Origin of the sequence: Hafnia sp. CBA7124, assembly GCF_002355555.1 — a bacterium.
GTDB classification, from domain to species: domain Bacteria; phylum Pseudomonadota; class Gammaproteobacteria; order Enterobacterales; family Enterobacteriaceae; genus Hafnia; species Hafnia alvei.
Genome location: NZ_AP017469.1, coordinates 938,143 through 959,908, shown reverse-complemented (window position 1 = coordinate 959,908; position 21,766 = coordinate 938,143). Strand labels below are relative to the sequence as shown.

Below are 21,766 nucleotides of genomic sequence, written 5' to 3'. Positions count from 1 at the left end.
TTAACCAGTCAAACTATTTTTATGGATAATGTTTCTAACAGCAATTAATAACAATTACTGCTAATTATTTATGTGTTAGATTATTTACATTATTAATCCCTGTAGTTACTATACCGCCCGAAACTAATGAGGTTATGCCCATGTCAAGTTCTATGACTCATATTGAGGAAATGCTGAAGCAACGCGCGCTCCGTCAAAAAGACTTCCCTTATCAAGAAATTTTATTGACGCGCCTGTGTATGCACATGCAAAGCAAATTGTTGGAAAATCGCAACAAAATGCTAAAAGAACAAGGGATTAACGAAACACTGTTCATGGCTCTGATCACGCTGGATGCGCAAGAGAGCAAAAGTATTCAGCCATCTGAACTGAGCGCGGCGTTAGGCTCATCACGTACCAATGCGACTCGCATTGCCGATGAGTTAGAAAAACGCGGCTGGATCGAACGTAAAGAAAGTGACAGCGATCGCCGTTGCCTGCATTTACACCTAACCGAAGCCGGTGAGGCGTTCCTCGGGGAAATTATTCCTCCGCAGCACAAATGCCTGCATTTCTTATGGTCTACTCTGAGTGCGGACGAGCAACAACAGCTCGAAACCCTAACGCGCAAGCTGCTGGGTCGCATCGAAGAAATGGAACAATCTGGCCTAACGCAGTAATCGCGCGCGCCATCTCAATCGTCAGGTATTAACCATGCAATTCCCTATTCGTAGGCAAATGACTGTGCTCGCTACGATGCTTCTGCTTGCTGGCTGCGCATCAACTAATAATATTGAACCGCAGTCTTCACTGCTGAACTCACAGCAATTGCAGTTATCCACGCCGACGAACACCGTCAAAGCGGTGAGTATTAACTGGTGGACGGCAGCCAACGACACACAGCTTAATGCGTTGATGAACGACGCCCTGAAAAATGCGCCGACGTTGAAACAGGCGGCGGCGCGCGCGCGTGAAGCCGAGAACGCAGTAGGCATGGCGAACTCGGCCAACGGCCCTAATTTGGATTTAACCGCCAATAGCCGCCGCGATCGGTTCTCCAAGAACACGATCCAGCCTCTGGCGCCTAACGTACCGAATCCACAGCCGCTGTATGAAACCACCAATAATTTGGGCTTAAGCTTTAGCTATGAGTTTGACTGGTGGGGAAAATATCGCAATCAGGTGAATGCCGCAAAAGCTCAGGTGAATGCTGCTCACGCAGAGCAACAGCAAACGGCGTTATCCCTGACATCTGCCATTGCGTCTGCGTATTATCAGTTGCAAAGTGACTATGCGATGCAGGATTTGCTCAATAAGCAGATCCAATCCTATCAAGCATTGGCTGAAATCAATGAGCAACAATACAACGCGGGCGTCATCGGCATTGAAGTGTGGCAACAGTCGCAGGCACAGGTAGATATCAATCGCCAGCTCGTGACACAAATCCAAACGCAGATTGATTTGCTGTCTCATCAAATTGCTGCGTTGACAGGAAAAAGCGCCGCCGGAAAATCTAACCTCCAGCGCGTTGCTTTGCCAGATAGCAATCTGCTCACTCCACCGACTGAGTTAACCATCGATCTGCTAGGTCAACGTCCTGATATCACGGCTCAGCGTGAGTTAGTCGAATCGTATGAGCAAAGCGTTCAGGCGGCGCGTAAAGACTTCTATCCGAGCGTATCCATCAGTGGTTTTGCCGGTTTTACCACCGCCAACTTCAAAGGCACCAATCCCACATTGCTTGAGGCCGCGAGTAAAGCATGGAATTTAGCGCCAGCGATTTCGCTGCCAATATTCCACGCAGGTGCACTGCAGAGCAAATTGGGTGAAGAATCAGCGCTATACGATCAGGCGGTAGAATCTTATAACCAGACTATCCTTAGTGCAGTTCAAGATGCGGCTGATGCGATTACACAGCAACAAAGCGCAAACCAAATGTATCAGCAGGCACAGGACGCTTCGCAGTCTACGGGACAGGTTTACCGTGTTGCGCAGGCTCAGTACCAAAGCGGGCTGACAGGACGTCTTCCTATGCTCAACAGCGAAACTCAACTGTTACAACAGCAACAGGCAGAATTGAATGCCAAAAATAATCTGTTGCAGGCAAAAATTGGACTTATTCGTTCACTTGGCGGCGGCTACCAAGCCCCAGCCGTGAATTCAAAAGCATAATATTTTAGTAAGGCGGAGATACACATGAGCGAAAGCGTGGCAGCTCAAACCACTCAGCAGCAACCTTCAAACAAAAAAAGACAGCGTAAAACGTGGCTCACGATTTTGACCGTCATTTTTGTTGTTATTGGCATTGCCTATTTGGCTTATTGGTTTCTCGTTCTGCGTCATCATCAGGAAACTGACGATGCGTATGTCACCGGTAATCAGGTGCAGATCAGTGCACAGGTTTCCGGCAGCGTAACCAAGGTTTATTTCGACGGAACCGATCTGGTGAAAGCCGGTGATATTCTGGTTACGCTCGATCGTACCGATGCTGAACAGGCGTATGAAAAAGCCAAAACCGCGCTGGCAAACAGCGTTCGTCAAACCCACCAGCTGATTATTAATAGCAAGCAGTATCAAGCTAACATTCAGCTGCGTAAAACCGAGCTGAATAAAGCGACCGATGACTATAAACGCCGTCAGGTTTTAGGCAGCGTTAACGCCATTGGCCGTGAAGAACTGCAACACGCGCAAGACGCCGTTGAAAGTGCGAAAGCCGCATTAGACGTTGCCGTTCAGCAATACAACGCTAATCAGGCGTTGATTCTGAATACGCCGCTAGAAAAACAGCCGGCCATTCAACAGGCAGCAGCACAGGTTCGTGATGCATGGCTGGCACTGGAACGTACTCAGATTCGCAGCCCGATTACCGGCTATGTATCACGCCGCAGTGTTCAAGTGGGCGCTCAAATCACGCCGAGCACCCCACTGATGGCAGTGGTGCCGGATAACCAACTGTGGATTGATGCCAACTTTAAAGAAACCCAGTTAGCCGGTATGCGTATTGGCCAACCAGCAACCGTCGTGAGTGACATGTACGGTGACGACGTAGTTTATAAAGGTAAAGTCGTCGGCTTGGATATGGGGACTGGCAGCGCGTTCTCTCTGTTACCTGCCCAGAATGCCACCGGCAACTGGATCAAAGTGGTTCAGCGCTTGCCTGTACGTATTGAGCTTGATGCGAAACAGATTGCAGAGCATCCGCTACGTATCGGTTTGTCTACGCTGGTGACGGTTGATACCGCAAATGCCGACGGTTTAGTGTTGGCAAATACCGTACGTAAAACGCCTGCATACGAAAGTAATGTCCTGACGTTGAATCTGGATCCGGTGAATCAAGTGATTGCCGAGATCATTCAGGCTAACGCAAGCTAAAAACGGCAGAGGTTAACGTGCAACAAAAACCGCTTGAGGGCGCACGGCTTGCATGGATGACGGTGGCGCTAGCAATGGCCACCTTTATGCAGGTTCTGGACTCGACGATTGCCAACGTGGCGATCCCGACGATCTCCGGGAACCTAGGTGCATCTAACTCGCAGGGAACCTGGGTGATCACATCATTCGGGGTGGCAAACGCCATCTCGATTCCGATCACTGGCTGGCTAGCAAAACGCTTCGGGGAAGTTCGCCTATTCCTGTGGTCGACGATCCTGTTTGCCGCCGCGTCTTGGCTATGTGGGATCTCCTCTAGTCTGGAAATGCTGATCTTCTTCCGCGTTTTGCAGGGGATTGTCGCAGGCCCGCTGATCCCGCTGTCACAAAGTCTCTTGCTCAGTAACTACCCGCCAGCGAAGCGAAGTATGGCGTTGGCGATGTGGTCCATGACCGTGATCGTCGCGCCGATATGTGGACCGATTTTGGGTGGTTATATCAGTGATAACTATCACTGGGGCTGGATCTTCTTTATCAACGTCCCTCTAGGGATTGCCGTTGCGCTGGTCGCAATGTCTACGTTGAAAGGACGTGAAACCAAAACCGAGATCAAACCTATCGATACGGTGGGTCTAGTACTTCTGGCGCTTGGCGTGGGCTGTTTGCAGGTCATGCTGGATAAAGGTAAAGAGCTCGATTGGTTCAACTCCACCGAGATCATCGTGCTGACGGTTGTCGCCGTGGTAGCGCTGTGCTTCTTGCTGGTCTGGGAGCTTACCGATGACCATCCGGTCGTCGATCTGTCGCTCTTTAAGATGCGAAACTTTACCATCGGCGTGCTGTGTATCAGCTTGGCCTATATGCTCTACTTTGGCGCCATCGTTTTGCTGCCTCAGCTACTGCAAGAGGTCTATGGGTATACCGCAACGTGGGCCGGTTTGGCATCTGCACCCGTCGGTTTGATTCCGGTACTGCTTTCGCCAATCATTGGTAAGTTTGCGCCGAAACTAGATATGCGTCGCCTAGTGACGTTCAGCTTCATTATGTATGCAGTGTGCTTCTACTGGCGTGCTTATACCTTCGAACCCGGCATGGACTTTGGCGCATCCGCGTGGCCGCAGTTTATTCAGGGCTTCGCCGTGGCGTGCTTCTTTATGCCACTGACCACCATCAGCCTTTCTGGTCTTCCACCAGAACGTTTGGCGGCGGCCTCGAGCCTGAGTAACTTCTGTCGTACGCTGGCAGGTTCTATCGGAACATCGATAACCACGACGCTATGGACGCGCCGCGAAGCGCTGCACCATTCACAGCTGACGGAATCGGTGAACCCCTATAATCCAATAGCGCAGCAGACATACAGTGAATTGGAAAAGCTGGGCATGAGCAGCAAGCAAGCGTCAGCCTACTTGGCAAATGAAATTACCGCGCAAGGTCTGATTATTTCGGCCAACGAGATATTCTGGATTTCTGCGGGCGTATTCCTCGCCCTGCTAGTGCTAATTTGGTTTGCTCGCCCACCATTCTCAACCGCCGGTGGCGGTGGTGGCGCGCACTAAAACACCAACGCTCGATTTCAGATATAAAAAAGCCGCCCTTAGGCGGCTTTTTCTTGCATACTTTTTAGCGATTACTGCATCAGCAAATACAGTGAGTTATCACCACGTTGGATGTTCAATGCCAGAACCGGTGGCTTGGAATCCATAATTTTACGCAGTTCACCCAAGTTAGCGACTGGCTGCTGGTTCACGCCCAGAATGATGTCACCTTTCTGCAAACCAACACGTGCCGCCGTTGAACCCTTCTGCACGTTATCAACCTTAACGCCTTTGACGTTACCGGTGGTCACGTTACTCAACTCAGCACCTTCAATACCGGCAAAAACATTGCTTGATGCCACTTGGCTTTGTTGGCTCTGCTCTAAGGTTACGTCAACCGTGATTGGTTTACCGTCACGGATCAAGCCCAGTTTCAGCTTGCTGCCTACTGGCATAGTCCCGATTTCAGCACGGAACGAAGCGAAGCTGGAAATCGCTTTACCGTTCAGAGAAACCACCACGTCACCGGCTTTAATACCTGCTTTCGCCGCAGAAGACTTCGGCAACACTTGGCTAATGAATGCGCCACGCTGTGCATCTACTTTCATGGCCTTAGCCAATTCAGAGTTCAGCTCGGTGCCCATAATCCCCAGTTCGCCACGTTTCACTTGACCAAACTCGACCATCTGACCGGTGAGATTTTTCACCATGTTGCTTGGAATGGCGAAACCAATACCGATGTTGCCGCCGTCCGGTGCCAGAATCGCGGTGTTAATCCCGATCAGTTCACCGTTTAGATTTACCAGCGCGCCGCCGGAGTTACCACGGTTAATCGCCGCATCCGTCTGGATAAAGTTCTCGTAGTTTTCGACATTCAGGCCACTGCGTCCTAACGCAGAAACGATACCTGAAGTGACGGTTTCACCTAAACCATAGGGGTTACCAATGGCCACGGTGTAATCACCCACGCGCAGTGCATCAGAGTCGGCCATTTTAATCGCCGTCAGGTTTTTCGCGTCTTTCAACTGGATCAACGCAATATCTGTACGTGGATCGGTGCCGATCACTTTCGCATCATATTTGCGTCCATCGCTCAATTGAACTTGGATGGAGTCTGCGTTTTCTACAACGTGGTTATTCGTCGCAACGTAACCTTTGGCTGCATCAATAATGACGCCAGAACCCAAGGCTTTGAATTTTTCTTTCGATGGGCCGTTGGCGCCGCCGCCCTGACACATCGGTGAACCGCTAAATGGCGATCCTTCCTGACAGAAAGGAGAATTATCGCCAAAGAATTGCTGGAACTGCTGTGGCATACGCGCGTTGTTATTCACCGTCGCGCTACCTTCCACATTGATGCTCACCACGGATGGCATCACCTTCTCCAGCATGGGTGCCAGACTAGGTAGCTGCTGGCTAGTCGCAGCCGATGCCGTTTCAGCCGCGCTGGCTGACATCGGGCTTAACGCCATTCCCAAACTCAATGCTACTGCACTCAATACTAAAGTGGATTTTTTCATAGAACTTTTTTCTCTTGTATTATCAACGATAAATAATGTGAGGAACACATAACGTCATTCATGATGCTCTTATCTATAACGTAGGTCTGATTTGAGCATTTTCAACGTGTCCCAACTAATCTGTTTACTTAATCTGATCACTGGCAAATAAGCCGTGATATTTGTGCATATTAAGAGTCGGATAAAACAATGAAGTTCCCTTTGCATGAGTCAAGGAAGCGTAAAAAATTATGGCGCGTCTTTACAAAACTCGACTTTATTCATCATCTTTATTATTCCGCGGCCATTAAGCGGCGGTACTCATCATAGGCATAAAGATCGGTCATGCCGCTGATATAATCTTGGATTAAACGGGCCCGATAATAATACTCGCGAACTTCGCGTTGCTCGTTAGACAGATGTTTAATCTGTTTAACGGCCTCACGATAAGCGGCAAGGTGCTTCCCTGAAAGCTTATGAAATAGGCGAGTTTCGATAGGAAATTTTTTATGTTTATTATCTTCAACGAGTTTCGCAAAGTCGTCCATTGGCATATCAAGCAGGTCACTGTAAATATCTAATAGCCCAGTGATAACGCGATATCCCTGCAGCTCAAGCTGTTCAACTTCGTGATGATTAAACACATAGCTACGCGCAACATTTTTAAACACGTCAAGCAGGCGGTTTTCTTGCCCTTCATCGTCAATCAGCGGCTCATTAAAAGCGCCTTCAACGATTGACTCGAGATGATGACAGAACCGGTCAGCGGCATGCGGCACCAGTACTTTAATGACATTCACTCTCAAATACATAAAGAACGCTTCTGAGCGCCCCACTTTTTGCATCCGGCAATATGCGTCGTCCACAATCGTGGCGAAGAGTTCGCCTTCTCCATTTTTATTCCATTCGGTCTTGAGATAGTCATACAGTTGGTCTACGGTAAAAATGTTCTTTTCTACCGCATCTTCTAAATCCGCAACGCAATAGGAAATATCATCCGCCGCTTCCATTATATAAGTCAGCGGAAAACGGTGATATTCCTGAATATTTACTTTTCGTTGTAAGGTATGGATGAAGCTTTCTTCTGCCCAATAATAACCAGGCTTTTTCATCAAGTAACTATATTGCTTTGGTTTCTCACCAGTCCAATAGGCTGGGCGAGTATATTTAAAAACACAGGCAATTTGCGCGTAGGTTAAATTTAGTCTCAATAAGGTATGAATAAGTCGTATTGCCTGTGCATTACCTTCAAAATTGCATAAATCAATTCTAACTTTGCCACGTAAAATATTCAGGTCAGTATCAACCGCGTTACGACGCAACACGGCAACTTGGCACTGTAATTCATCATCTGAAAAACCTTGGCCTTCCGCGATAACACCTAAACGCCGGCTAAACCAATCGTTAATAGCTGATTCTCCAAAATGGCCAAACGGTGGATTACCGATATCATGCATCAGGCACGCCATTTCAACGATGCTCTCAAAAGAATCAAGATACAGCGCTAAACCGAGTTCGTTTATGCGGTCTGTTTTTTTCAGATGATGAATCACTTCTTTGGCAATATGCCTCCCAACCTGCTGCACTTCCATCGAATGTGTCAGGCGGCTCCGCACGGCGGCGTTTCGTTCCAGAGGAAATACCTGTGTTTTCTGCTGTAGCCTGCGAATCGCGGCTGAGTTGATAATGCGCCCACGATCGCTTTCAAAACGTCGTGCTATTTCATATCCGTCGTCAAGCTCTTGGCTATCCGCGCTATAAAACCGCTGATAGCAAAATTTAGCACCTAGATTAATATCCATTTTGCATCCTTTTCCAAGTCCTCAAACAACAGACAAAAAATAACCAATAAAAGAATACGCTAACAGTAATGTACTGAAAATTCATCCTTTGTGCGCCACAACCCTTGCATTAGCAGCCGATTCACAGCCAAAAGCACTTTTTACCTCCTCATGATAGACTAGGGCAGGTCTTTGAATGGCTTAAGCTTGAATAATTAACGAGCATTAACTCACAATTTTGCAGGTATTATCATGAAAGTAGGCATCATTGGTGCAATGGAGCAAGAAGTTGCTGTGCTGCGCGATCGCATTGAGAATCGTCAAACCCTGCAGCGCGCAGGCTGTGAAATCTACACGGGCACCCTTGGTGGTGTTGAAATCGCTTTACTCAAATCTGGGATTGGTAAAGTCTCAGCCGCGATGGGTACGACCTTGCTGCTGGAGCATTGCCGTCCAGACGTGGTGATAAACACGGGTTCTGCCGGTGGTTTGGCAAGCACGCTGAAAGTGGGTGATATCGTCGTTTCTGACGAAGTTCGCTATCACGATGCCGATGTGACTGCTTTTGGCTATGAACCAGGCCAGATGGCTGGCTGCCCTGCGGCATTTGTCGCAGACGCCAACCTGATTGCGCTGGCAGAGCGCTGCATCACCGCGCTGAATCTGAATGCGGTTCGCGGCTTAATTTGTAGTGGCGATGCTTTCATTAACGGCGCTGAACCTCTGGCTCGCATTCGTGCAACCTTCCCAAACGTTGCTGCCGTTGAGATGGAAGCGGCTGCGGTTGCTCATGTTTGTCATGCATTCAATACACCGTTTGTGGTTGTGCGCGCTATTTCTGACGTAGCGGATAAAGAATCTCACCTGAGCTTTGATGAGTTCTTAGTGGTTGCGGCTCAGCAATCTTCACTGATGGTCGAAGCGATGTTGCAGGAATTTGCTAAACACGCCTGAGAAAAGATGAGACCCCATAAATGAAACTGAAACAGCCTGTCTCACGCCTGCTTGGCGCTCTTTGGCTGCTGCTGTGTCTGCCGCTCTCTGCGGCAGACCGCGTCATTAGCCTATCGCCACACACTACTGAAATGGCCTATGCCGCAGGACTGGGCGATAAGATGGTCGCGGCCAGCCTTTATTCTGATTACCCTCCTGCTGCAAAAAAGCTCGAAAAAGTGGCCTCATGGCAAGGGATAAACCTCGAACGTATTCTCGCGCTGAAGCCTGATTTAATTCTGGCATGGCGCGGAGGAAACCCTCAGCGCGTGCTCGATCAGTTAGCCGGATTCAATATCCCCATCTTTTATTCCGATCCTAAAAGCATTGATGGGATTGCCGACGATCTCGATCGCTTAGCCTCTTATAGCCCAACACCTCAGGTTGCTCATGATGCGGCAAACCATTTTCGTGACGAGGTGAAAATGCTACGTGAGAAGTATCAACGCCCAACTGCAACTCGCGTACTGATGCAGTTTGGCACTCAGCCGCTTTTCACGACGTCTAAAGCCACTATCCAGAGCGATTTGTTATCGCTGTGCGGTGCCACCAATATTTTTGCCGACAGTCCAGTACCTTGGCCTCAGGTGAGCCGCGAGCAAGTGATCGTCCGTAAACCACAGGTCATTGTGGTCAGTGGTTCGCAAGAGCAAATAGAAACGGTGAAGCAGTTTTGGCAGCCACAGCTAAACGTTCCCGTTATCGCCATCAACGAAGATTGGCTAAACCGCAGTGGCCCGCGCATTATTCTGGCGGCTCAGTCCCTGTGCGAACAATTAGTTAATCTCACGCCTAAAACCGCACTGTAGCTAAAAACACTTTTCTTTAGCCATTGAAGAAAAGTGTTTAATTCTGTATCCCCCCATAGAAAGTGTTCAAAATTCAATGTATCTTATTGCATCACAACAAATAAAATAACCAATTAAAACAATAAGTTAATTATATAATCACTCACTCACTGATTTGACAGTTGTCATACATTGCAGAGAAACAAACAGGGGAACCAACCATGCTGGTATATTGGCTGGATATTCTAGGCACCGCGGTATTTGCTATCTCAGGCGTTTTATTGGCAGGCAAGCTGAGAATGGACCCGTTCGGCGTGCTGGTTTTAGGCGTTGTTACCGCCGTTGGCGGCGGAACTATTCGTGATATGGCACTCGACCACGGGCCTGTTTTTTGGGTCAAAGATCCTACCGATCTCGTTGTGGCGATGGTGACCTGCCTCGCAACTATCGTATTGGTGCGGCAACCCCGTCGTTTACCAAGCTGGATCCTGCCGGTGTTAGATGCTGTTGGTTTAGCCGTATTTGTGGGTATCGGTGTCAACAAAGCATTTGCCGGTGGCGCTGGCCCGCTGATCGCAGTTTGTATGGGAGTTATTACCGGCGTGGGCGGTGGCATGATCCGCGATGTTCTCGCCCGTGAAATCCCGATGATTCTACGCACTGAAATTTATGCAACGGCCTGTATTATTGGCGGTATTGTTCACGTTACCGCTTATGCAACCTTCGGAATGGATCTGCAAAATGCCATGATGCTAGGCATGTTCGTGACGTTAGCTATTCGCCTTGCTGCCATTCGTTGGCATTTGAAACTCCCTACGTTTACTCTAGACAGCTAAATAATTTTCTAGGAGCAGCATCCTGCCGCTCCTATCCATTCACTTTATTGAATCTATTTCTCTTCAAGCGCTAGGAAATAAAGTCCTCTCTCTGTGGTGTAAACACATCGATCAGCGTTCCCGCCTCTACGCATACACAGCCATGCATAACATCCGGCTTTTTATAGAGTGTATCTCCCGCGCTTACCCGATGGGTTTCATCCCCAATCGTAAAATTGAAAATACCTGATTTTACGTAGGTACTCTGCTCATGTGGATGATTATGCAAAGGACCAATCGCGCCTGCTTGAAAGCAAACCTCCACCATCATCATCGTGCCACCGTGAGCGAGAACCTTTCGAGTAACACCTTCACCTGCTGGCTCAACGGCAATATTTTGGTAAAAGAAGAACATGGTTTATTCCTTTCGATATAGGCTTTTGATAAATATATTCGCCATCGTTCAAGCAACGTTTTCTTAGTGCACAAGACCAAACGTATATTTAATGAAAGCAGATAAAATCGTGAAATCAGGGTCAGCGAAAGTCACCCCTGTAGCACCCAAATAGCTGAATAACGGTAAAACCAGTGCGGGAAGGAAACACAGCAATAAGCCGTTAACGAAGCTGGCAATGATTGCGCCTCTTAAACCACCGGTGGCATTACCAAATATGGCTGCAGTGCCTCCGCAGGTAAAACTGGCAAGAATTCCCGGCACAATAATCGGTAATCCAAGCGATGGGAAAATTGCGATGCAGCAAAGTTCAGCAAAGAAGCTCACTAAAAACCCAATCAATACCGCATTAGGCGACTTATCAAAAAGAACCATGGGATCAACGGCTGGAATTGAACCGGGGGCAATAGTTTGGGAAATCCCCTTAAACGCAGGAACAATTTCTTCGGCAAATAACACCACGCCCTTTTTAGCGATAAATAGCCCACCAGCAAAGACCGCTGATTTTTCCAGTAACCAAACGAGGTAAGGCTTCTTTTCCATAATGCTGGCTAAATATTCATTGCTGGAGAATAAGGAGGAAACACCAAGGAGGCAAAACATGGTAAGAAACGTTGCTACGTCTGCGTTTTTCAAAAAGCTAAATTTGTCGCTGACATTAACGTGCTCAACGTTAACCGAAGTGTTACCAAACCATTTACCTAAGAAAGAAGCAATAAGGTAAGAACTGGATGCCGCGTGGGCGATACAATAATCATTATGGCCGATAATTTTTCGGCTAAACCTAGACAGAATCGTTGGGAATACGGCCATGTAGACGCCAATCACAACAGAGCCAAACACTATGGAAAATAATTCACTGTAGCCTAACCCCACCAACGCAGCCGTCACCGAAAAAGCCATAAAGACAATAAGATGCAATGACAGATAGATAGATTTAAACCGTGTATATCGCGCCAGCAAAATATTAATTATCATGGCAAAAAACAAGATAATTGCCGCAGGCCGGCCTAGCCGATCAATAGTCAGCGCCATGATCGCTTCGTTGCTGGGAACTACGCCTCTCAAGCCAAATGCATGGGTAAACAGATCGCTGAACATGGTCAATACGCCACCCAGTATTCCGCCCCCTGTTTTAATCAGAACAAAGCCTAAAAAGGCTAAAACAGTTCCTTTTATAATGGTGGTCAACTTTGCCTTTTGCAGGCAAAGCCCACAGAAAGCGATAAAAGCTATAATGATCGATGGTGTTCCAAAAACTTTTAATAAATAGTCCATGAGAAACCTTATTTTTATATTAAGTTTGAAAATCACATTCAGTAAAAAACAGCAACACTCATCCCCTCATGAAATAGTTAATTTAATGAGAAACATTCTTTTGTATAAAAAACAGGTTATTAAATATATTAATTTAATTCGTAAAAAGAACTTTTAATACTTTCTACGGTTATTTAGTTAAATAGCCCCTAACCATTTTCACATGGCATAAAATTTATAAATTTGGCTAATCTATCTAATACCAAATGTAAAAAGGAAACTGAACAAATAGGTTTATCGACTCATGCTACTTCCCATTAATATCTATAAAAATGAACAGGCGTTTCAAGTAGAGAGGTATTTTATCAAAAAGGAACAATGATTTTGTGACGCCGATAACTAAACCTGCGTTTCAAAAATAATAAAACCAATTTAAAAAGATTTTTGATAATGGCCATTTGCAGCATAGCGCGGCGGCAGTACGCCCTATCTTCGACTAAACTTTCTGTTGCGGATTACTTGAGGAATACATCTATGCAATTAAGTACTTATCTTTTTTTCGACGGAAACGCTGAAGAAGCGATTGTGTTCTATACTCAAGCACTAGGCGCAGAGGTATTATTCAAAATGCGTTTTGGTGAAGCGCCGGTCGATGATTCCCAATGCGCAACCACGCCACCGTTCCCTGCCGATAAAATTATGCACGCTTCGCTTAAAATCGGAGACGGTTTGCTTATGCTGAGCGATGGCAACATGTGCGAGGAAGAGAAAAAGCACGGCGGCTATGCCGTTAGTCTGCACTCAAATGATTTAACACAGGGGAAAATTTGGTTTGAACGATTATCGGAAGGGGCAGCGGTGACAATGCCTTTTCAGGAAACCTTTTGGGCTTTAGGGTTTGGGATGCTAACCGATAAATTCGGTATTCCCTGGATGGTGAACGTAGAAAAAGCGATGGGATAGAGGGTTCTGAAAAACAAAAAAGCCCGCGATCAACACGGGCTTTTTTACTGGTTAGGTTAACGCTTAAACACTGAAAGAGGAGCCGCAGCCGCAGGTCGATTTCGCATTTGGGTTGGTTACGATGAAACGAGAGCCTTCCAAACCTTCGGTATAATCGACTGAACCGCCAACCAGATATTGCAGGCTCATCGGATCGACTACCAGCATAACGCCTTGCTTCTCAATGGTCATGTCACCGTCGTTCACCTTATCGTCAAAGGTAAAGCCGTACTGGAAGCCACTACAGCCCCCGCCAGTGATATAGACACGCAGCTTCAGATCCGGGTTTTCTTCGTCTGCGATCAGTACTTTAACTTTATTAGCTGCAGCTTCGGTAAACTGCAACGGCAGAGCCATATCTTCACTCATTTCTCACTCCCAAACTCTGCTTTTCACAGAATGTTTCTACACAACATGGAGACACGTACATGCAGGTATCGTCAGAAAGCCATGTTGATTTATGCGGTCATTATCTAATACCTGACTAATTCGTTCAAGTATTGCTCGTCGGTAACGATGCCTTTTCCGCTTCTTGCTGAGCTGCCTGCTCCTGGGCCTGCTTTTGAGCCAGCTCCTGACGCTTGAGCGTTCTTTCTAAGATGCAAGAGTACAGCGGTTTTCCACCTAAAAACTGGGCCAATAGTGTAGCGCCAAGACAGGTAATGATCATCGGTAAAATGAGCTGATAGTTATCAGTCATTTCTAGAACCAGCACAATACCTGTAAGCGGAGCCCTGACGGTGGCGGCAAATAACGCGCCCATTCCGGCAATAGCGAACGTGCCGGCCTCAATGCCGTATTGCGGAAACAGATGTGCACTTGCCATCCCAAATGCCGTTCCCAGCAACGTTCCCAAAGCTAACATCGGCGCAAAAATACCACCAGGCGCACCGGAACCAAAGCACAGCAGTGTAGTGACTACGCGGGCAATAAAGATAAATAGCAACATGCCCATCGTGTAATTTCCAGCAGCAGCAATTGGGATGAGATTAAAACCGCCGCCCGCAGCTTCTTGCTGAATCAATCCAAGTACACCGCACAGCCCGCCTAAAACGCCGCCGATCAGAACCAGTTTGCGCCAATCGCCGCCGTGTAAACGCTGGAACATATCCTGAACACGGAACACGCCACGGTTAAACATCACCCCAACAACGCCAAAAACCATACCGAGCAGCAGATACAGCCACAGTGTATTGATGCCAACGTTGCCCAGCTTGCCCACTTCAATCACCGTGCGTTCACCGTTGAAAAAACGGAATACCACGCAGGACATAATAACGCCAATAAAGACCGCTTTGATTGAAATCAGACTATAGCGGAACTGCGGACGCATCTCCTCAATCACAAATAAGATACCCGCTAGCGGTGCATTAAACGCGGCGGTTAACCCCGCAGCCGCACCGGTTGCCAGAAGACTATGCCGTGCCTCCGTGCTGCGAGCACGAAACAGGTCAAACACCATTTGACCAAGGTTTCCCCCCATCTGCACGGTGGGACCTTCACGCCCTAGCACCATGCCAGCACCAAGCGTTCCCAAACCACCAAAAAACTTCACGGGGATCACTCGCCACCAGCGTACAGGACGTAAATTTTCTAACGCCCCTTCAATTTCGGGAATGCCTGAGCCGCCAGCCTCTGGAGCAAAACGACGCACCAAATAATAGCCAAACATCGCTAACAGCGCGGAGCCAATAAACGCCATCGGCCAAACAATAATCCAGTAATCAGCGACATGGGCCAATCCACCCAATCGCTGCTGTTGCACCCAATCAACGCTTTTTTCAAACGCTACGCCGATGAGACCCGCAAGAGTCCCGACCACCGCGGCCATCAATAAGATGGCCACTGGGGTTTTATCGCGGCGTAAAATTTGCAGCATCACGTCACTACGACGCAAACGCGTGGCAGACGGCAGAGAAGTTTGTTGTTCTTGCTGTGTCATAATCAGTCAACTAAAGGTGTGGTTGATAAGTAATACAAATGAAAGAGGCGTTATTCTACATGGCAAATGCCGCTAAGTCCCCTTTGCGAGTGAGAGATTGCTACTCCATAAGGATAGCGTTTATATCCACGTTGATACGATTGAATTATGTTCAACGCCTAACCTAACGTTTTTCTTCATTTCATCTCAGTGGCGACTTCTTTAGAATAGAAGCGACTTTTTACATTCAGCACAGGTCAGGAGCCGATTTATGAGTAAGTCTGAAAGTCTGTACGCTCAGGCAAAAGAGCTAATTCCGGGTGGCGTTAACTCCCCGGTTCGCGCCTTCACCGGCGTTGGTGGTGTGCCTTTATTTATTGAGCGCGCAGATGGCGCTTACCTGTACGATGCCGATGGCAAAGCCTACATTGATTACGTTGGCTCATGGGGCCCAATGGTTCTCGGCCATAACCACCCTGCGATTCGCGAAGCCGTGCTAGAGGCCGTTGGCCGTGGCTTGAGCTTTGGCGCACCAACCGAAATGGAAGTCAAAATGGCCGAACTGGTCACCACGCTGGTGCCAAGCATGGACATGGTGCGTATGGTGAACTCAGGGACAGAAGCCACCATGAGCGCTATCCGTCTTGCTCGTGGCTTTACCGGTCGCGATAAGATCATCAAGTTTGAAGGTTGCTACCACGGCCACGCCGATCATCTGCTGGTGAAAGCGGGCTCGGGCGCCCTCACCTTAGGCCAGCCAAACTCTCCGGGCGTTCCGGCTGACTTTGCTAAACATACGCTGACCTGCACCTATAACGATATCGAGTCCGTTTTACAGGCATTTAAGCAATACCCTGACGATATCGCCTGCATCATCGTTGAACCGGTGGCAGGAAACATGAACTGTATTCCTCCACAACCTGAATTCCTGCCAGGCTTACGTGAGCTGTGCGATCAATACGGTGCGTTACTGATCATTGATGAAGTGATGACAGGCTTCCGAGTTGCGCTGGCTGGCGCTCAGGATTATTACGGCGTGACGCCGGACTTAACCTGCTTAGGCAAAATCATCGGCGGCGGTATGCCCGTTGGCGCATTCGGCGGTCGCCGTGACGTGATGGAAGCGCTAGCACCCACCGGTCCTGTTTATCAAGCCGGTACGCTCTCAGGTAACCCTGTCGCGATGGCTGCGGGCTTCGCCTGCCTCAACGAGATCTCTCAGCCGGGTATCTACCCACAACTGACCGAACTCACCGACAATTTAGCTTCCGGCCTGTTAGATGCAGCGCAGAAAGAAGGCATTCCACTTGTTGTGAATCACGTGGGCGGCATGTTTGGGATCTTCTTCACCGATCAGGAAACCGTCACCTGCTATCAGGATGTGACGCGTTGCGACGTTGAAAGATTCAAGCAGTTCTTCCATTTGATGCTGGAAGAAGGCGTGTACTTCGCTCCATCTGCTTTTGAAGCAGGCTTTATGTCGCTAGCACACTCTCAGGAAGATATTCAAAAAACCATCGACGCAGCACGTCGTTGTTTTGTGAAGATGAAAAAATAGTTTTTATCTCACGTACGCCGCGGTGCGGCGTACGGTTTTCACTAAATATCGCTTAATTAATTACGAGTTTGGATCCAGAACGCATGGATAAGCCCCGGAATATAACCCAGCAGCGTTAAGATAATATTTAGCAGAAAAGCACCGCCAATCCCTTTGTCTAACAACACCCCTAGCGGTGGCAATATAATGGTGAAAACAATTCGCCAAAATCCCATCTCACTCTCCTTAAATTGTGTTAATGAATCCCCATCATCTTGATGAGACACAACATTAAGCATAGACCGTCATCCGCAACTTGGTAAAAACTCAGATAATTAGCCATAAATCCCACCGTATGCAGGCGTTTTTTCATCGGCAGGAAGGCTTTCTCACGGGAATAACACACCATCTGGCAATGTACAGACCTGATACACAATCGCCATTGACAGCACCTTAAGAAAATGGTTGTATCGTACAACTTAATTTAGAGGCCAGTATAAATGAGCAATGCAACACCCATCATTGAAGAAATACGCGTAGCTTCACGGCAAATGGTACGAGAGCTCGGCTTTATGCGTAGCACACTCGCCGCAACGGAATACTCCCCATCAGTAGTTCATACGTTACTTGAAGTAGAACATCGTGGGTCGATGACTGCAGCGGAGTTAGTACAGATCTTAGGGCTTGAGAAGTCTAGCGTCAGCCGTATGTTAGCGAAACTTGTCAGCGCCGGTGAGCTAGAAGAATGTCCATCTGCCAAAGATGCCAGAATTAAGCAACTGAGCCTCAGTGCACAAGGCCGGGAAACGGTGGAAAGAATTAATCATTACGCTAACGAGCTCGTCATCGCTGCATTAAAAAAAATGAATCCACATCAGCAAAATGCAGCCTCACAGGGGCTTATGATCTATGCCAATGCGCTACAAGCCTGCCGCGAAAATAACGAAATGAGCACTCAAAACAATCTACACATTGTTTCTGGCTATCATCCCGGAATGATTGGCCGCATCGCTGAAATGCACGGCAGTTATTATGCTAGGGAGCACAATTTCGGTAGTTTTTTTGAGGCAAGAGTTGCAACAGAATTAGCTGAATTCTCCGGACGTTTAGACAATGAGTGTAATCAAATTTGGCTGGCTATGTTGAACGGGCGTATTGTCGGCTCGGTCGCAATCGACGGTGAAGATCTTGGCAACGGCGAGGCTCATCTGCGGTGGTTCATCCTTGACGATGGCTGCCGAGGCAACGGAGCTGGCAGAAAGTTAATCGCAGAAGCGATGAAGTTTTGCGATAAGAGAGGATTTTCTGCGGTTCAACTATGGACGTTTAATAAACTGACCGCAGCGAGAAGTTTATACGAATCATTTGGTTTTAAACTAACGAAAGAGTGGGAAGGAGATCAATGGGGAAGCAGCATCGTAGAACAGCAGTTTACACGCAAGATTTAATCATTGTCCCGTAACCCTTCAAATAAAACAGGGTTACGGGAATAACTTGAGCTTTTAGAAATAACGTAGACTTACTGGCATTCGCCAGACGTTAAATTATTCCCACTCAATAGTCGCCGGTGGTTTGCCGGAGATGTCATACACCACGCGGGAAATACCGTTAACTTCATTGATGATGCGATTAGAAACGCGCCCCAGGAAATCGTATGGCAGATGTGCCCAATGCGCGGTCATGAAGTCGATAGTTTCTACCGCACGCAGAGAGACAACCCAATCGTATTTACGACCATCGCCCATCACGCCAACGGAACGAACCGGCAGGAACACGGTGAATGCCTGACTCACTTTGTTATACAGGTCCGCTTTGTGCAGTTCTTCGATGAAGATAGCATCAGCACGACGCAGCAGATCGCAGTACTCTTTCTTCACTTCACCCAGCACACGAACGCCTAAACCAGGGCCAGGGAACGGATGACGATACAGCATATCGTATGGCAGACCCAGTTCCAGACCGATCTTACGCACTTCATCTTTAAAGAGTTCTTTCAGCGGTTCAACCAGACCCAGCTTCATCTCTTTTGGCAGGCCGCCCACGTTATGGTGAGACTTAATCACGTGCGCTTTGCCAGTTGCTGATGCCGCAGACTCGATCACGTCTGGGTAGATAGTACCCTGTGCCAACCACTTAACGCCCGGCTGTTTACACGCTTCTTCATCAAAGACTTCAACGAATACGCGGCCGATAGTTTTACGTTTAGCCTCTGGATCGTTAATGCCAGAAAGCGCGCTTAGGAAGCGTTCTTCTGCCTTAACGTGGATGATATTCAGGCCGAATTTATCGCCGAACATCTCCATCACCTGCTCGCCTTCGTTCAAGCGCAGTAGACCATTATCAACGAATACGCAGGTCAAACGCTTACCGATAGCACGATGCAGCAGCAGCGCGGTCACAGAAGAGTCAACGCCGCCAGACAGGCCCAGAATAACTTCATCTTCGCCCACTTGCTCACGCAGACGCACTACCGCATCTTCGATGATCGTGGCTGGTGTCCACAGAGCTTCACAGCCGCAGATGTCCAGAATGAAACGCTCCAGCATGCGCTGGCCCTGATGGGTATGAGTCACTTCAGGATGGAACTGAACGCCATAGAAACGCTTTTCGTCGTTCGCCATAATAGCGTACGGGCAGGTTTCAGTGCTGGCAACGGTAACGAAATCAGAAGGGATCGCGGTAACTTTATCGCCATGGCTCATCCAAACGTCCAGCACTGGGGTGCCGTCTTTTGTCAGAGAGTCTTTGATATCGTCAAACATTTTACTGTGCGCGGTCACTTCAACCTGCGCATAGCCAAATTCACGTTCGTTTGAGCTTTCTACATGGCCACCCAGTTGCATCGCCATGGTCTGCATGCCGTAGCACACGCCAAAAACAGGCACACCGGCAGTGAAGACATATTCTGGAGCACGTGGGCTGTTGTTCTCAGTCGTGCTTTCAGGGCCACCGGACAGAATAATACCGCTTGGGTTGAACTCACGGATCTGCTCTTCGGTGACATCCCATGCCCACAGCTCGCAATATACGCCGATCTCACGTACGCGGCGTGCCAGAAGCTGAGTGTATTGGGAGCCGAAATCCAGAATCAGAATGCGATGCTTATGAATATTATGAGTCATGTAAGGCCTTGTTTAGAAAAATAAATAGCCAAAAAAAACGAAAATAGGTCACTGAATATTCAGCGGCGAGAATCGGCTTTGCGTCCTCGCCACCTGTAAAGATATTACGAACCCATGCGGTAGTTCGGTGACTCTTTGGTGATGGTCACATCGTGAACGTGGCTTTCTTGAATCCCTGCGCCGCTGATGCGAACAAACTCAGCTTTGGTACGCAGTTCATCAATGGTTGCACAGCCGGTCAAACCCATGCATGAGCGCAGACCGCCCATTTGCTGATGGATAATTGCTTTCAGGTGACCTTTGTAAGCTACGCGGCCTTCGATACCTTCAGGAACCAGTTTGTCGGCAGCGTTATCGCTCTGGAAGTAACGGTCAGAAGAACCTTTAGACATCGCGCCCAGTGATCCCATACCGCGATATGATTTGAATGAACGGCCTTGATACAGTTCGATCTCACCCGGAGATTCTTCAGTACCAGCCAGCATACCACCCACCATGACGCAGCTTGCGCCAGCGGCCAGTGCTTTGGCGATATCACCGGAGAAGCGGATACCGCCATCGGCGATAACAGGAATACCGGTACCTTCCAGCGCTTCAACGGCGTCAGAAACGGCGGTGATCTGTGGAACACCAACGCCGGTAACAATACGTGTAGTACAAATAGAACCAGGACCGATACCTACTTTAACCGCGTTCACACCGGCTTCAGCCAATGCTCTTGCGCCCGCAGCCGTAGCCACGTTGCCGCCGATAATTTGCAGGTCAGGGAATTTAGCGCGAGTTTCGCGAATGCGCTGTAACACGCCTTCAGAATGGCCATGGGAAGAGTCGATCAGCAGTACGTCAACGCCGGCTTCAACCAGCGCGGCAATGCGCTCTTCGTTGCCTGCACCCGCGCCTACCGCAGCACCTACGCGCAGACGGCCATGCTCGTCTTTACACGCGTTAGGCTTGCGCTCTGCTTTCTGGAAGTCTTTAACGGTGATCATGCCGCACAGGTGGAAGTTTTCATCAACAACCAGCGCTTTTTCCACACGTTTTTCGTGCATGCGCTGCAGAACAACTTCGCGAGCCTCACCTTCTTTCACGGTAACCAAACGCTCTTTCGGCGTCATTACCGCAGTCACTGGCTGCTCCAAATCGGTAACAAAACGCACGTCACGACCGGTGATGATACCCACCAGCTCCAGATCGTCAGTGACAACCGGATAACCCGCAAAGCCATTACGCTCGGTCAGCTCTTTCACTTCGCGCAGAGTAGTGGTTGGCGTCACAGTTTGAGGATCTTTTACCACGCCGCTTTCATGTTTTTTGACGCGACGAACTTCTTCAGCCTGACGCTCAATAGACATGTTTTTGTGGATGAAACCAATACCGCCTTCCTGTGCCAACGCGATCGCGAGGCGCGCTTCGGTAACGGTATCCATTGCCGCAGACAGCATTGGGATATTCATACGAATGGATGAAGTCAGCTGAGTGCTAAGATCGGCAGTGTTTGGCAGAACGGTAGAATGGGCAGGAACTAGGAGAACGTCATCAAACGTTAGGGCTTCTTTTACGATACGTAGCATGGGCAATATCTCACCAGGGTGGTAAATCAAATAGATTTAATATTGCCGCGGCATTATACAGGCCGAAAACGGTTGCCTCCAGTACTTTTTACAAAAAAGTCTTGCGAAGGTCATTCAAGCATGTAGTATCGACTGATTAACAC

At 48.4% G+C, this 21,766-nt stretch carries 19 protein-coding genes; 10 read left to right on the top strand and 9 right to left on the bottom strand.

Annotated features, from left to right (window positions below):
- Positions 1–140 precede the first annotated feature (140 nt).
- Genes mprA through emrB form a run of 4 tightly spaced genes read left to right on the top strand, consistent with a single transcriptional unit; the run spans position 141 to position 4,904 of the window.
- The gene (gene mprA / locus CPY98_RS04445; RefSeq protein ID WP_025800458.1) at positions 141–659 is read left to right on the top strand and encodes a transcriptional repressor MprA; all 519 of its coding nucleotides are present in this window, start codon (positions 141–143) and stop codon (positions 657–659) included.
- 34 nt (positions 660–693) lie between these two features.
- Complete coding sequence (locus CPY98_RS04440; protein ID WP_096386486.1) at positions 694–2,151, top strand: efflux transporter outer membrane subunit; 1,458 nt, start codon at positions 694–696, stop codon at positions 2,149–2,151.
- Positions 2,152–2,175: 24 nt separating this feature from the next.
- Positions 2,176–3,351: a multidrug efflux MFS transporter periplasmic adaptor subunit EmrA gene (emrA, locus tag CPY98_RS04435; protein ID WP_025800456.1), complete on the top strand. Its 1,176-nt coding sequence runs from the start codon at positions 2,176–2,178 to the stop codon at positions 3,349–3,351.
- A gap of 17 nt (positions 3,352–3,368) precedes the next feature.
- Entirely contained in the window at positions 3,369–4,904 is a 1,536-nt protein-coding gene (gene emrB / locus CPY98_RS04430) for a multidrug efflux MFS transporter permease subunit EmrB (protein ID WP_025800455.1), read from the top strand.
- Between the two features lie 71 nt (positions 4,905–4,975).
- Here emrB and degP read toward each other — a convergent pair whose 3' ends face one another.
- The gene (degP, locus tag CPY98_RS04425; RefSeq protein WP_025800454.1) at positions 4,976–6,403 is read right to left on the bottom strand and encodes a serine endoprotease DegP; all 1,428 of its coding nucleotides are present in this window, start codon (positions 6,401–6,403) and stop codon (positions 4,976–4,978) included.
- A 272-nt stretch (positions 6,404–6,675) separates the two neighbouring features.
- On the bottom strand, positions 6,676–8,184 hold the full coding sequence (gene dgt, locus CPY98_RS04420) for a dGTPase (RefSeq protein WP_046449571.1): 1,509 nt from the start codon (positions 8,182–8,184) through the stop codon (positions 6,676–6,678).
- A 231-nt stretch (positions 8,185–8,415) separates the two neighbouring features.
- Between dgt and mtnN the strand changes: the two genes are divergently transcribed.
- From mtnN to CPY98_RS04405, 3 genes are all read left to right on the top strand, one after another.
- Positions 8,416–9,117, top strand: coding sequence for a 5'-methylthioadenosine/S-adenosylhomocysteine nucleosidase (mtnN, locus tag CPY98_RS04415; protein ID WP_043491306.1), 702 nt, complete (start codon positions 8,416–8,418; stop codon positions 9,115–9,117).
- Positions 9,118–9,137: 20 nt separating this feature from the next.
- Positions 9,138–9,965 carry a vitamin B12 ABC transporter substrate-binding protein BtuF gene (btuF, locus tag CPY98_RS04410; RefSeq protein ID WP_046449573.1) on the top strand — a complete coding sequence of 276 codons (828 nt, stop codon included), beginning with the start codon at positions 9,138–9,140 and terminating at the stop codon, positions 9,963–9,965.
- Positions 9,966–10,165: 200 nt separating this feature from the next.
- Positions 10,166–10,780, top strand: coding sequence for a TRIC cation channel family protein (locus tag CPY98_RS04405; protein ID WP_025800450.1), 615 nt, complete (start codon positions 10,166–10,168; stop codon positions 10,778–10,780).
- A 70-nt stretch (positions 10,781–10,850) separates the two neighbouring features.
- Here CPY98_RS04405 and CPY98_RS04400 read toward each other — a convergent pair whose 3' ends face one another.
- Both CPY98_RS04400 and CPY98_RS04395 read right to left on the bottom strand, forming a co-directional pair.
- On the bottom strand, positions 10,851–11,174 hold the full coding sequence (locus CPY98_RS04400) for a cupin domain-containing protein (protein WP_096386483.1): 324 nt from the start codon (positions 11,172–11,174) through the stop codon (positions 10,851–10,853).
- 63 nt (positions 11,175–11,237) lie between these two features.
- Entirely contained in the window at positions 11,238–12,527 is a 1,290-nt protein-coding gene (locus CPY98_RS04395; protein WP_227743677.1) for a PTS ascorbate transporter subunit IIC, read from the bottom strand.
- 477 nt (positions 12,528–13,004) lie between these two features.
- Between CPY98_RS04395 and yjdN the strand changes: the two genes are divergently transcribed.
- Positions 13,005–13,433, top strand: coding sequence for a VOC family metalloprotein YjdN (gene yjdN / locus CPY98_RS04390; RefSeq protein ID WP_043491298.1), 429 nt, complete (start codon positions 13,005–13,007; stop codon positions 13,431–13,433).
- A 63-nt stretch (positions 13,434–13,496) separates the two neighbouring features.
- On the opposite strand, the gene erpA is transcribed toward yjdN, so the two are convergent.
- On the bottom strand, positions 13,497–13,841 hold the full coding sequence (gene erpA / locus CPY98_RS04385; RefSeq protein ID WP_025800446.1) for an iron-sulfur cluster insertion protein ErpA: 345 nt from the start codon (positions 13,839–13,841) through the stop codon (positions 13,497–13,499).
- A gap of 124 nt (positions 13,842–13,965) precedes the next feature.
- On the bottom strand, positions 13,966–15,414 hold the full coding sequence (clcA, locus tag CPY98_RS04380) for a H(+)/Cl(-) exchange transporter ClcA (protein WP_040046766.1): 1,449 nt from the start codon (positions 15,412–15,414) through the stop codon (positions 13,966–13,968).
- A 250-nt stretch (positions 15,415–15,664) separates the two neighbouring features.
- Here clcA and hemL point away from each other — a divergent pair, with 250 nt between their 5' ends.
- Entirely contained in the window at positions 15,665–16,951 is a 1,287-nt protein-coding gene (gene hemL, locus CPY98_RS04375; protein ID WP_025800444.1) for a glutamate-1-semialdehyde 2,1-aminomutase, read from the top strand.
- 56 nt (positions 16,952–17,007) lie between these two features.
- Here the strand turns inward: hemL and CPY98_RS04370 are convergent, their stop codons facing one another.
- Complete coding sequence (locus CPY98_RS04370) at positions 17,008–17,166, bottom strand: YqaE/Pmp3 family membrane protein (RefSeq protein WP_038502005.1); 159 nt, start codon at positions 17,164–17,166, stop codon at positions 17,008–17,010.
- A 264-nt stretch (positions 17,167–17,430) separates the two neighbouring features.
- Between CPY98_RS04370 and CPY98_RS04365 the strand changes: the two genes are divergently transcribed.
- Complete coding sequence (locus tag CPY98_RS04365; protein WP_096386481.1) at positions 17,431–18,378, top strand: helix-turn-helix domain-containing GNAT family N-acetyltransferase; 948 nt, start codon at positions 17,431–17,433, stop codon at positions 18,376–18,378.
- A 96-nt stretch (positions 18,379–18,474) separates the two neighbouring features.
- On the opposite strand, the gene guaA is transcribed toward CPY98_RS04365, so the two are convergent.
- Positions 18,475–20,052 carry a glutamine-hydrolyzing GMP synthase gene (gene guaA / locus CPY98_RS04360; protein ID WP_025800442.1) on the bottom strand — a complete coding sequence of 526 codons (1,578 nt, stop codon included), beginning with the start codon at positions 20,050–20,052 and terminating at the stop codon, positions 18,475–18,477.
- A gap of 104 nt (positions 20,053–20,156) precedes the next feature.
- Positions 20,157–21,623: an IMP dehydrogenase gene (gene guaB, locus CPY98_RS04355; protein ID WP_040046758.1), complete on the bottom strand. Its 1,467-nt coding sequence runs from the start codon at positions 21,621–21,623 to the stop codon at positions 20,157–20,159.
- Positions 21,624–21,766 lie beyond the last annotated feature (143 nt).

Coding starts and splice junctions, on each gene's coding strand:
- CPY98_RS04370 (WP_038502005.1), bottom strand. CDS start 17,166: ATGGGATTTTGGCGAATTGTTTTCACCATTATATTGCCACCGCTAGGG.
- mprA (WP_025800458.1), top strand. CDS start 141: ATGTCAAGTTCTATGACTCATATTGAGGAAATGCTGAAGCAACGCGCG.
- dgt (WP_046449571.1), bottom strand. CDS start 8,184: ATGGATATTAATCTAGGTGCTAAATTTTGCTATCAGCGGTTTTATAGC.
- clcA (WP_040046766.1), bottom strand. CDS start 15,414: ATGACACAGCAAGAACAACAAACTTCTCTGCCGTCTGCCACGCGTTTG.
- guaB (WP_040046758.1), bottom strand. CDS start 21,623: ATGCTACGTATCGTAAAAGAAGCCCTAACGTTTGATGACGTTCTCCTA.
- yjdN (WP_043491298.1), top strand. CDS start 13,005: ATGCAATTAAGTACTTATCTTTTTTTCGACGGAAACGCTGAAGAAGCG.
- degP (WP_025800454.1), bottom strand. CDS start 6,403: ATGAAAAAATCCACTTTAGTATTGAGTGCAGTAGCATTGAGTTTGGGA.
- CPY98_RS04440 (WP_096386486.1), top strand. CDS start 694: ATGCAATTCCCTATTCGTAGGCAAATGACTGTGCTCGCTACGATGCTT.
- CPY98_RS04365 (WP_096386481.1), top strand. CDS start 17,431: ATGAGCAATGCAACACCCATCATTGAAGAAATACGCGTAGCTTCACGG.
- emrA (WP_025800456.1), top strand. CDS start 2,176: ATGAGCGAAAGCGTGGCAGCTCAAACCACTCAGCAGCAACCTTCAAAC.
- CPY98_RS04400 (WP_096386483.1), bottom strand. CDS start 11,174: ATGTTCTTCTTTTACCAAAATATTGCCGTTGAGCCAGCAGGTGAAGGT.
- btuF (WP_046449573.1), top strand. CDS start 9,138: ATGAAACTGAAACAGCCTGTCTCACGCCTGCTTGGCGCTCTTTGGCTG.
- CPY98_RS04405 (WP_025800450.1), top strand. CDS start 10,166: ATGCTGGTATATTGGCTGGATATTCTAGGCACCGCGGTATTTGCTATC.
- guaA (WP_025800442.1), bottom strand. CDS start 20,052: ATGACTCATAATATTCATAAGCATCGCATTCTGATTCTGGATTTCGGC.
- erpA (WP_025800446.1), bottom strand. CDS start 13,841: ATGAGTGAAGATATGGCTCTGCCGTTGCAGTTTACCGAAGCTGCAGCT.
- hemL (WP_025800444.1), top strand. CDS start 15,665: ATGAGTAAGTCTGAAAGTCTGTACGCTCAGGCAAAAGAGCTAATTCCG.
- mtnN (WP_043491306.1), top strand. CDS start 8,416: ATGAAAGTAGGCATCATTGGTGCAATGGAGCAAGAAGTTGCTGTGCTG.